Genomic DNA, 8,374 nt, shown 5'->3' on the forward strand with positions numbered 1-8,374 from the left:
GCGGCTCCTCAGCGCTTGCCGGGCGGGGATGCCGCCGCCATCGTGGCGGTCTGCCACGGCACCGGGACGACGGGCGTGCCGGCGACGATCTTCTGGAAGCCCTCGGCCACGACCCGGTCGCCGGCCTTGAGCCCGTCGCGGATCACCCACTGGCCCTCGACCACCGGGCCGACCTCGACGGGGTGGAGCATGACCTTGTCGCCCTCGCCGACGAGCCAGACCTGGGCGCGGCCGTCGTTCGAGCGGTGGACCGCCTGCTGGGGCACCGCGATGGCGTCGGAATCGATGCCCTGCTTGATGCGGGCGCGGACGTACATGCCCGGGAACAGCTCGTAATGCGCGTTGGGGACGACGGCCCGCAGGGTGACCTGGCCGGTGCTGGGATCGGCCGTGACGTCGGAGAACAGCAGGCGGCCGGGCTCGGGGTAGAGCGAGGCGTCGTCCATGATCACCCGCACGCCCGCGACGTCGGGGGCGAGGCGGTCGAGCTCGCCGCTGGCGAGGTCGCGGCGCAGCTTGTTCAGCTCGCCGACCGACTGCGTGATGTCGACGTAGATCGGGTCGAGCTGCTGGATCGTCGCCAGGTTGCTGGCGCCGCCCTGCTCGACGAGCGCGCCCTCGGTGACGAGGGCCCGGCCGATGCGGCCCGAGATCGGCGCCCGCACGTCCGTGTAGCCGAGGTTGAGCCGCGCGCGGTCGCGCATCGCCTTGGCGCCCGCCACCTCGGCCTCGGCCTGCTTCTGGGCCGCGTAGGCGGTGTCGTATTGGGCCTGGCTCGCGGTCTGGCGGGTGAGCAGGGTCTCCAGGCGCTCGGCCTGCTGGCGCGCCAGCACCAGGGCGGCCTCGGTGCGGGCGAGGGTGGCCTCGGCGCTGTCGAGCTCGACCCGGAACGGCATCGGGTCGATCTTGTAGAGGATGTCGCCCTCCTTGACCTGGCTGCCCTGCTCGAAGGTGCGCTTGACCACGAGGCCGGCGACCCGGGCCCGCACCTCGGCGATGCGCATCGGCGCGACGCGGCCGGGCAGGTCGCGCTCGAAGGGGATCGGCTGATTCTTCACCGTCACGATGGCGACTTCCGGCGGCGGCGGCGGCGCGGGTGCGCCCGCCTGCTGCGCCGGCTTGCAGGCGGCGAGCCCGAGGAGGAGGGCGGACGCCCCGATGAGGATGCGGCGGCTGTGCGTCACGGTGTCGGGTCTTTCCTGCGTGGCGTGCATGTCGCGCGGCCCGCGGCTCTCGGCAAGTGGTCGGCGATGGCGGGGGCGCCCACGCGGTCGCGCCTCCCGGACGGGCGCAGGGGCGCACCCTGGCTCCGGGATCCGGGGCGGTGGCGTGGGCGTGGGCGGGGCCGACCGGGCGGGGCCGCGCCGCCGGCACGATGCGGGCCGGGCGGCGGGACGCGGGCGGGCGGCCTCTCGTCAGGCCTCGGTCTTCGGGGGCCTGTCGAGCCGGGCCGGGCCGGCGAGGGCGCCGGAGCCGAGGCGGCGCGGCGGCAGGAGCGTGACGGCGGCGCGCCGCTGCCCGTCGGCGAGCCCGGCCGCGGGCTCGCCCGCGGCGCCCCCGTCGTCCGGGCGGGGATTGTCCACGCCCGCCGCCGACAGGGTGCAGGCCGGCGACTTCGCCCACTGCGCGTGCAGGCTCGCGAGGACGCCCGGGGCGTTGCCGGCGCGCAGCACGGGGCCGTTCCGGCCCGGGGCCGCGTCCGCGGCGGAGACCGCCACCAGCGCGAGGACGAGCCCGATCAGAGCCGACGCGCAGGTCCGGGCCAGTGATGTGCAGAGAACCTTCACAGAGCGTCACAGTGGGAGTTCCGGGACGGTGCCGCAAGAGACCGCGACATTGTGTCAGACGGTCTTTGTGCAGCGCAGCATGGCGTGCGGCCGGCGGCGGACCGGATTTCGTCCGGGCTCGATCGCCGCTATGGTGCGCCGTACCGGATTTTCGAAACGGGCGCCGAAGCCCGAGCAACCGCCGAGGGAGACCCGCATGGGCGCGGCACGGGACGTCTACATCTGCGATTACGTGCGCACGCCGATCGGCCGCTACGGCGGGGCGCTCGCGAGGGTGCGCGCCGACGACCTCGCGGCGGTGCCGCTGCGCGAGCTGGTCCGGCGCCATCCGGGCCTGAAGGACGGCGTCGAGGAGGTCTTCCTCGGCTGCGCCAACCAGGCCGGCGAGGACAACCGCAACGTCGCCCGCATGGCCGTGCTCCTCGCCGACCTGCCCGAGCGGGTGCCGGGCGTGACCCTGAACCGGCTCTGCGCCTCGGGCCTCGACGCCGTCGGGGCCGCCGCGCGGGCGATCCGGTCCGGCGACCTCGACCTCGCCCTCGCGGGCGGCGTCGAGTCGATGACCCGGGCGCCCTTCGTGATGGGCAAGAGCGAGGGCGCCTGGCAGCGCCAGGCCGAGATCCACGACACCACCATCGGCTGGCGCTTCATCAACCCGGTGCTCAAGCACCAGTACGGCATCGACTCGATGCCCGAGACCGCCGAGAACGTTGCGGAGGACTACCAGATCGGCCGGGCCGACCAGGACGCCTTCGCGCTGCGCTCGCAGGCGCGGGCGGCCCGGGCCCAGGACGACGGGACCTTCGCGGCCGAGATCGCGGCGGTCGAGATCCCGGACCGCAAGGGCACCCACACCCGGGTCGAGCGCGACGAGCACCCGCGGGCCGACACGACCGCGGAGGGGCTCGCCAAGCTGAAGCCCTTCGTGCGCCGGGACGGCACGGTCACGGCCGGCAACGCGTCGGGCGTCAACGACGGCGCCGCCGCCCTGGTGCTCGCCTCCGCGGAGGCGGCGGAGCGCCACGGCCTCACGCCTCTCGCCCGCGTCCTCGGCCTCGCCTCGGCGGGGGTGCCGCCCCGCGTCATGGGCATCGGGCCGATCCCGGCGGTGGAGAAGCTCTGCGCCCGCCTCGGTCTGAAGCCGAGCGACTTCGACGCCGTCGAGCTGAACGAGGCCTTCGCCTCGCAGGCGCTCGCCTGCCTGCGCGGGCTCGGGCTCCCGGACGACGCCGAGCACGTCAACCCGCACGGGGGCGCCATCGCGCTCGGCCACCCGCTCGGCATGTCGGGCGCGCGCATCGCCGGCGCCGTCACCCGCGAGCTGGGGCGCCGAGGCGGGCGCCTCGGCCTCGCCACGATGTGCGTCGGGGTGGGGCAGGGCGTGGCCCTCGCGGTCGAGCGGGTCGGCTGAGGCGGGAGCCCGGGTCGCACGGCGCCGCGCACCGTCCCGCCGGAAACGGCCCGTTTCTTGCGGGCCGGGGGGCGGCCCCCACCCTCGACCGGGACGATCGTCCCGTTTCGGTCCCGTGTGCGGTTCGCACCATCGCCAGCCGGCCCCGCGTGGGATAAGCAGGCGCCGTTCTCAACCCTCCCTGGGCCGCGCGGCCGACGGCCCGTCGCCGACGGGACACCCCCACCCGCGCGCCCCGCAAACCGCACGATGCCCGATGTCCTCTCGCTCGGCCCTCCGGTCCCTCCGCCCTGCGGCCGGTCCTCCCGTCCTGGCGCCCGATTCGGGTGACGGCGCGGTGACCGGCAAGGCGGAGCCGCGGCCAGGCGGAGCCGACCCAGGGCAAGGCGCGGCCGACCCGCGACCCGGCGCGGCCGACCCGCGACCCGGCGCGGCGGACCCGCGACCCGGCGCGGCCGGGACGGAGGCCGATTCGGGCGGGCCGGAGAGCCGCTTCCTCGCGGAACTCGGCCAGCGGGTCCGCACCATGCGCTCCGTCCGGGCGATGTCGCGCAAGGTGCTGTCGCAGACGTCGGGCCTGTCGGAGCGCTACATCGCCCAGCTCGAGGGCGGCCAGGGCAACGTCTCGATCATCCTGCTGCGCCGCGTCTCTCAGGCGATGGGCGTGCGGCTGGAGGACCTCATCGCCTCCGTGGAGAGCCCGCCGGACTGGCCGGTGGTGCGCGACCTCCTGGCATCGGCGACCCTCGAGCAGGTGGCGCAGGCCAAGCGGGTCCTGTCGGGCTCCGCGGCGCCGGGGGAGAGCGATGCCCGCCGGGTGGCGCTGATCGGCCTGCGCGGGGCGGGCAAGTCCACCCTCGGGCGCATCCTGGCAGAGCGGACGGGCTGGAGCTTCGTCGAGCTCAACCGGGAGATCGAGCGCGAGAACGGCCTCTCGGTGGCGGAGATCTTCGCGATCTACGGGCAGGAGACCTACCGCCGGCTCGAGCAGGGGGCGCTCCGGCGCCTCGCCGAGCGGCCGGGCCCGATGGTGCTGGCGACCGGCGGCGGCATCGTCGCCGAGCCGGTCACCTTCGACCTGCTGCTGTCCGCCTTCTTCACGGTCTGGCTCAAGGCCCGTCCGGAGGAGCACATGCACCGCGTGCGCGAGCAGGCCGCCAAGGGCCTCGGCGCGGCGCGGCTTCCCGACAACGACGACGCGCTGCGCGAGCTGCGGGCGGTGCTGCTGAGCCGCGAGCCGCTCTACGCCCGGGCCCGGGCCGTGGTCGACACCGCCGGCCACACCGTGGCGGAGACGGCGGGCCGGCTCACCGGCCTCGTGGAGGGCCACTTCACGGCCGCGCGCCGCTGACGCCGGGGTGCCCGCCGCGGGACTCCGGCCGGCCCCGTCCCACCGGGCGCCCAGGGACCCGACGCGCGGCCGAGACCTGCAGCAGAGAGCAGCAGAGACCTGCCGCGCGCGCATGACACCCGCCCGCGCCTGAAAGTCCCCGGGGCTTGATGAAACCGGGGTGTCTCTCCAGGCTATGCGGGGAACGTCGTTGCGCGTATGGACCTGCTGGCCGGCACGCCGCTCGCCCGCAGGCGCTGCCGAGGAGAAGGCCGTTGTCGTCCAGCCCAGCCCCCTCTCATCACGAGCACGATCCCGTCGCCGGCGTGGTCGACCCGGTCTGGCGGCGCCTGCGCCAGGAGGCCGAGGCCGTGGTGCGCGCCGAGCCGCGCCTGGCCTCGTTCCTCGTCGCCACGATCCTCAACCACGGCACGCTCGAATCGGCCGTCGCGCACCGCGTCGCCTCGCGGCTCGGCCACCCGGCGCTCGCCGGGGACCTGATTGCCCAGAGCTTCGCCGAGGCGGTGGCGGACGACGCCCGCATCGGCCAGGCCATGCGGGCCGACATCGGCGCCGTGATGGACCGCGACCCGGCCACCACCCGGGCGATCGAGCCCGTGCTCTACTTCAAGGGCTTCCACGCCATCCAGGCGCACCGCCTGAGCCACTGGCTGTGGGAGCGCGGCCGGCGCGACCTCGCGCTCTACCTCCAGAGCCGCTCCTCCGAGGTCTTCCAGACCGACATCCACCCGGCCGCCCGGATCGGCCGCGGCATCTTCCTCGACCACGCCACCGGCCTCGTGGTGGGCTCGACCGCGGTGATCGAGGACGAGGTCTCGATCCTGCACGACGTCACCCTCGGAGGCACCGGCAAGCACGGCGGCGACCGGCACCCGAAGATCCGGCACGGCGTGATGATCGGGGCCGGCGCCAAAATCCTGGGCAACATCGAGGTCGGCTCCTGCGCCCGGGTCGCGGCCGGCTCGGTGGTGCTCCAGCCCGTGCCGCCCTGCACGACGGTCGTCGGCGTCCCGGCCCGGGTGGTCGGCTCGGCCGGCTGCGCCGACCCGGCCCGCGCCATGGACCAGTTCATCCACCTGATGGACGGGATCTGACCCGGGCGCCCGCCCCGGGCGCCCGCGGGCGACGCCTCGCGCCTTGCTCCCCCGCGCCCGCCGTGGCAAGGCGGGCCTCCCCAAGCCGCCCCTTGCGCCCGACGGCCGTGATCGAGGCCGGCGGGCGTCGGGGCGTTCTCGTCCGCGCGCGCGCGACCGGCCCTCACCGGGGCCCGGCCGGGCGCGGGCGGGCCGAGGCGTCGTATGTCCGGTGGCGCGGGAGGTCCCGGCCCCGGGACAGGCTCCAGCACGAAGAGGCCAGCGTGAACAAGACCGAGATGACGAAGGTGGAGGGCTATCTTCGCCGCACGTTCGCGAACCACTCCATCCGCCTCGTGGCCCGTCCCAAGAAGACCGACTCGGCCGAGGTCTACATCGGCGAGGAGTTCGTCGGGGTCCTGTCCGTGGACGACGAGGACGGCGACCGCTCCTTCAACTTCTCGATGGCGATCCTCGACACCGACCTGGAGGAGTGAGCGGGCCGCTCACGGGCTCGCGGCGAAGATCCGCTCGAGGCCGTCGAGCGCCGCGCTCCAGGAGGAGAGGCGGTCGGCGGCGAAGCGCAGGCGCAGGGACAGATTGCCGACCCGCACCTCGCTCAGGCAGGCAGCCTCCGGATCGGGCACGGACCCGGTGGCGCAGCGGGCCGCGAAGCGGCTGCCGTCGGCCTGGGCCAGGTAGAGATCCTCCCCCTCGAACGGCGTGCCGGCCCGGAAGCGGCGCCGCATCAGGCCCTCGGGCTGGGGCTGGGTCTCGGCGGTGAGGAAGCGGGCGTAGCGGCGGGCCGGGCTCAGCGGCGCCTCCGTCTCCGGGGCGCGGGTCACGGTGACCCGCATGCGGGTCGGATCGCTCCCGCCGACGAGGTCGCCCCAGGGGATCGCGAGGTCGAGCCGGTCGGGCGTCGCGTCCGCGACGCTGCCGGGCCGCACGAACCAGCCGGAGGGCAGGGACAGGGGCGCGGGCGCGAGGCGCGCGACCGTGCGGGTTCCGGCCACGGTCGGCGGGACGGCGAGCCAGGCGGCGACGAGCCCGGTGCCGGCGAGCGTGCCGGCGAGCACGAGGACCGCCCCGACGCCGATCCGGCGATCGACCGGGACGCCGCGTCCCATCCGCGCCGTCGCGGCACCCGCTCCAGGCCCCATCGCGCCCGTCCCCGTCGTCCGCGCCCCGCGGCGCATCCGCGACGATCCGCGGGCAGCCTTAACGCTGGATTACCGGTCTACCCGCGATCCCCGGATTTCGACGCACGGCCCGCCGCCCGGGGCCGGCCCCCTCCCGCCGGGGCGCCCGCTTTGCACCGGATCGGGACGCGCCCGCGCGGGCTGTGGATAACGCGTCGTTAACCGCAACAAGCCGCGGCGGCTCGGGCAGAGTGACCGCGACGGCACCGCGCCCCGCGCGCACGGGTTGGCGAGCCGGACGCGTGACCGACGGAAGGCCCCGCCCATGACCCTGACCCCGACGGCTCTGGAGAACCTTCAGACCCTCGTCCTCGGCCTCGCCTTCGCGGGGCTGCTCGCCAACGCGTTCGAGCTCCTGACGGAGCGGCGGGCCAGCTTCGGGCTCCTGCAGGGCGGGGGCCTGACCGCGGTGGCGTGCCTGCCGGTGCTGGCGTTCGGCGCGCCGTTCATCATCCTGCGCAACACGCTGCGCGGGCGCAGGATCGAGGGCCGGCCGATCCCGTTCGTGATGCTGGCGACGATGATCGCCTGCGGCTGGAGCCTGGTCTCGGGCCGGGTCGTGCTCGACCTCGCGCACCTCGTCTCGGGCGCCTGACCGGCCCCCGCCCGGCCGCCGCTCAGCGGTTCGCGGTGGTGACCGGGGAGGCGACGCCGTTGAGCGAGACCCAGGCCAGCCCGTCCTGGCCCTCGCGCTTCACGTAGGTGTAGCCGGTGCGCTGCCAGGGCAGAATCGCGTTGGTCTTGTTGTCGAGGATGTAGTCGCCGCGGTCGGTGCGCACCATCAGGACGGCGTGGCCCTCGCCGATCTCGTCGATCACCACCGTCATGCGGAGCGCCCGGCGCGCGAGGCCGCGCTCGACCAGCATGCGGCGCTTGAGGAGCTGGTAATCCTCGCAATCGCCCTGCCCGTCGTCCGGGAAGTCCCAGCGGTCGACCACGCCCCAGTGCTGCTGGTCGACCATCGGCCGGATGCGGCCGTTGACACGGCGGTTCACGGCCGTGAGGGTGCGCCAGAGCGCGGTCGTCATCGCGAGGGTCGTGGGCTCGGACGTGTCGACGGCGCATTCGGCCGGGTAGCGGTTGCAGAAGTCGTTCCAGGCGCTGACGGGCTTGGCGCTGCCGCCGCGCTCGATGGCCGCGCTGGCATCCGGCAGGGCGGCGAGGGTCTGGGTCTGCGCCTGGGTGGTGGCGCCCCCGATCAGCAGCGTCGCTCCGAGGAGAGCGAGTTGCGCGGCACGGGCGCCGCGCGTCAGAAGGCCCTGGCGATCGACGTGGCTCGCCCGGCCAAGGCCGTCCATCACTGCCCGCATTGCCCCATCGACCTGTGTGCTCGGTTCTTGCATCCAAGCTGCCACGGGCCCGCGCGGGGCTCAACACAAAAATTTAAACCCCATTTAACGCCCCTGCCGCACTTTGGTTCCAATTCGGCACGCGTCGGCCGAGGCCTGATTCGGCGGCCGGTCAGCGGTTCGCCGTCGTGGCGGGTGCCGTGGCGCCGCCGAGGGAGACCCAGGCGACGGCGTCCTGGGCCTCGCGCTTGATGAAGGTGT

Annotated in this window: 9 protein-coding genes and 1 pseudogene; 5 read left to right on the forward strand and 5 right to left on the reverse strand. The window is 74.9% G+C overall.

Translation table 11 applies throughout. From position 1 onward, the window contains the following. Positions 1-8 precede the first annotated feature (8 nt). Positions 9-1,214: an efflux RND transporter periplasmic adaptor subunit gene (locus DT057_RS15745; RefSeq protein ID WP_128563050.1), complete on the reverse strand. Its 1,206-nt coding sequence runs from the start codon at positions 1,212-1,214 to the stop codon at positions 9-11. Positions 1,215-1,415: 201 nt separating this feature from the next. After that, complete coding sequence (locus DT057_RS15750; protein WP_128563051.1) at positions 1,416-1,787, reverse strand: hypothetical protein; 372 nt, start codon at positions 1,785-1,787, stop codon at positions 1,416-1,418. Between the two features lie 196 nt (positions 1,788-1,983). Here DT057_RS15750 and pcaF point away from each other — a divergent pair, with 196 nt between their 5' ends. The 4 genes from pcaF (at position 1,984) to DT057_RS15770 (ending at position 6,119) form a co-directional block, all read left to right on the forward strand. After that, the gene (pcaF, locus tag DT057_RS15755) at positions 1,984-3,198 is read left to right on the forward strand and encodes a 3-oxoadipyl-CoA thiolase (protein WP_128563052.1); all 1,215 of its coding nucleotides are present in this window, start codon (positions 1,984-1,986) and stop codon (positions 3,196-3,198) included. Positions 3,199-3,535: 337 nt separating this feature from the next. After that, positions 3,536-4,549, forward strand: a complete 1,014-nt coding sequence (locus DT057_RS15760; protein ID WP_128563053.1) for a helix-turn-helix transcriptional regulator — start codon at positions 3,536-3,538, stop codon at positions 4,547-4,549. 254 nt (positions 4,550-4,803) lie between these two features. Then, positions 4,804-5,643, forward strand: coding sequence for a serine O-acetyltransferase (cysE, locus tag DT057_RS15765; protein ID WP_128563054.1), 840 nt, complete (start codon positions 4,804-4,806; stop codon positions 5,641-5,643). A 278-nt stretch (positions 5,644-5,921) separates the two neighbouring features. Beyond that, positions 5,922-6,119: a DUF3126 family protein gene (locus DT057_RS15770; RefSeq protein ID WP_407068095.1), complete on the forward strand. Its 198-nt coding sequence runs from the start codon at positions 5,922-5,924 to the stop codon at positions 6,117-6,119. A gap of 9 nt (positions 6,120-6,128) precedes the next feature. On the opposite strand, the gene DT057_RS15775 is transcribed toward DT057_RS15770, so the two are convergent. After that, on the reverse strand, positions 6,129-6,752 hold the full coding sequence (locus tag DT057_RS15775) for a hypothetical protein (RefSeq protein ID WP_238313345.1): 624 nt from the start codon (positions 6,750-6,752) through the stop codon (positions 6,129-6,131). A 337-nt stretch (positions 6,753-7,089) separates the two neighbouring features. Between DT057_RS15775 and DT057_RS15780 the strand changes: the two genes are divergently transcribed. Continuing rightward, the gene (locus tag DT057_RS15780) at positions 7,090-7,419 is read left to right on the forward strand and encodes a DUF6949 family protein (RefSeq protein WP_128563057.1); all 330 of its coding nucleotides are present in this window, start codon (positions 7,090-7,092) and stop codon (positions 7,417-7,419) included. Between the two features lie 22 nt (positions 7,420-7,441). Here DT057_RS15780 and DT057_RS15785 read toward each other — a convergent pair whose 3' ends face one another. Both DT057_RS15785 and DT057_RS36825 read right to left on the reverse strand, forming a co-directional pair. After that, a complete protein-coding gene (locus DT057_RS15785; protein ID WP_128563058.1) occupies positions 7,442-8,134 on the reverse strand; it encodes a transglutaminase-like cysteine peptidase in 693 nt (230 codons plus the stop codon). 151 nt (positions 8,135-8,285) lie between these two features. Then, positions 8,286-8,374, reverse strand: a pseudogene (locus tag DT057_RS36825) (transglutaminase-like cysteine peptidase); the annotation flags it as partial.

The sequence above is a fragment of the Methylobacterium crusticola genome (assembly GCF_003574465.1).
GTDB lineage: Bacteria > Pseudomonadota > Alphaproteobacteria > Rhizobiales > Beijerinckiaceae > Methylobacterium > Methylobacterium crusticola.

Bases quoted from the DNA above. Each gene is read 5' to 3' on its own strand.
- DT057_RS15745 (WP_128563050.1), bottom strand. From the start codon at position 1,214: ATGCACGCCACGCAGGAAAGACCCGACACCGTGACGCACAGCCGCCGC.
- pcaF (WP_128563052.1), top strand. From the start codon at position 1,984: ATGGGCGCGGCACGGGACGTCTACATCTGCGATTACGTGCGCACGCCG.
- DT057_RS15770 (WP_407068095.1), top strand. From the start codon at position 5,922: ATGACGAAGGTGGAGGGCTATCTTCGCCGCACGTTCGCGAACCACTCC.
- DT057_RS15775 (WP_238313345.1), bottom strand. From the start codon at position 6,752: ATGGGACGCGGCGTCCCGGTCGATCGCCGGATCGGCGTCGGGGCGGTC.
- DT057_RS15780 (WP_128563057.1), top strand. From the start codon at position 7,090: ATGACCCTGACCCCGACGGCTCTGGAGAACCTTCAGACCCTCGTCCTC.
- DT057_RS15785 (WP_128563058.1), bottom strand. From the start codon at position 8,134: ATGCGGGCAGTGATGGACGGCCTTGGCCGGGCGAGCCACGTCGATCGC.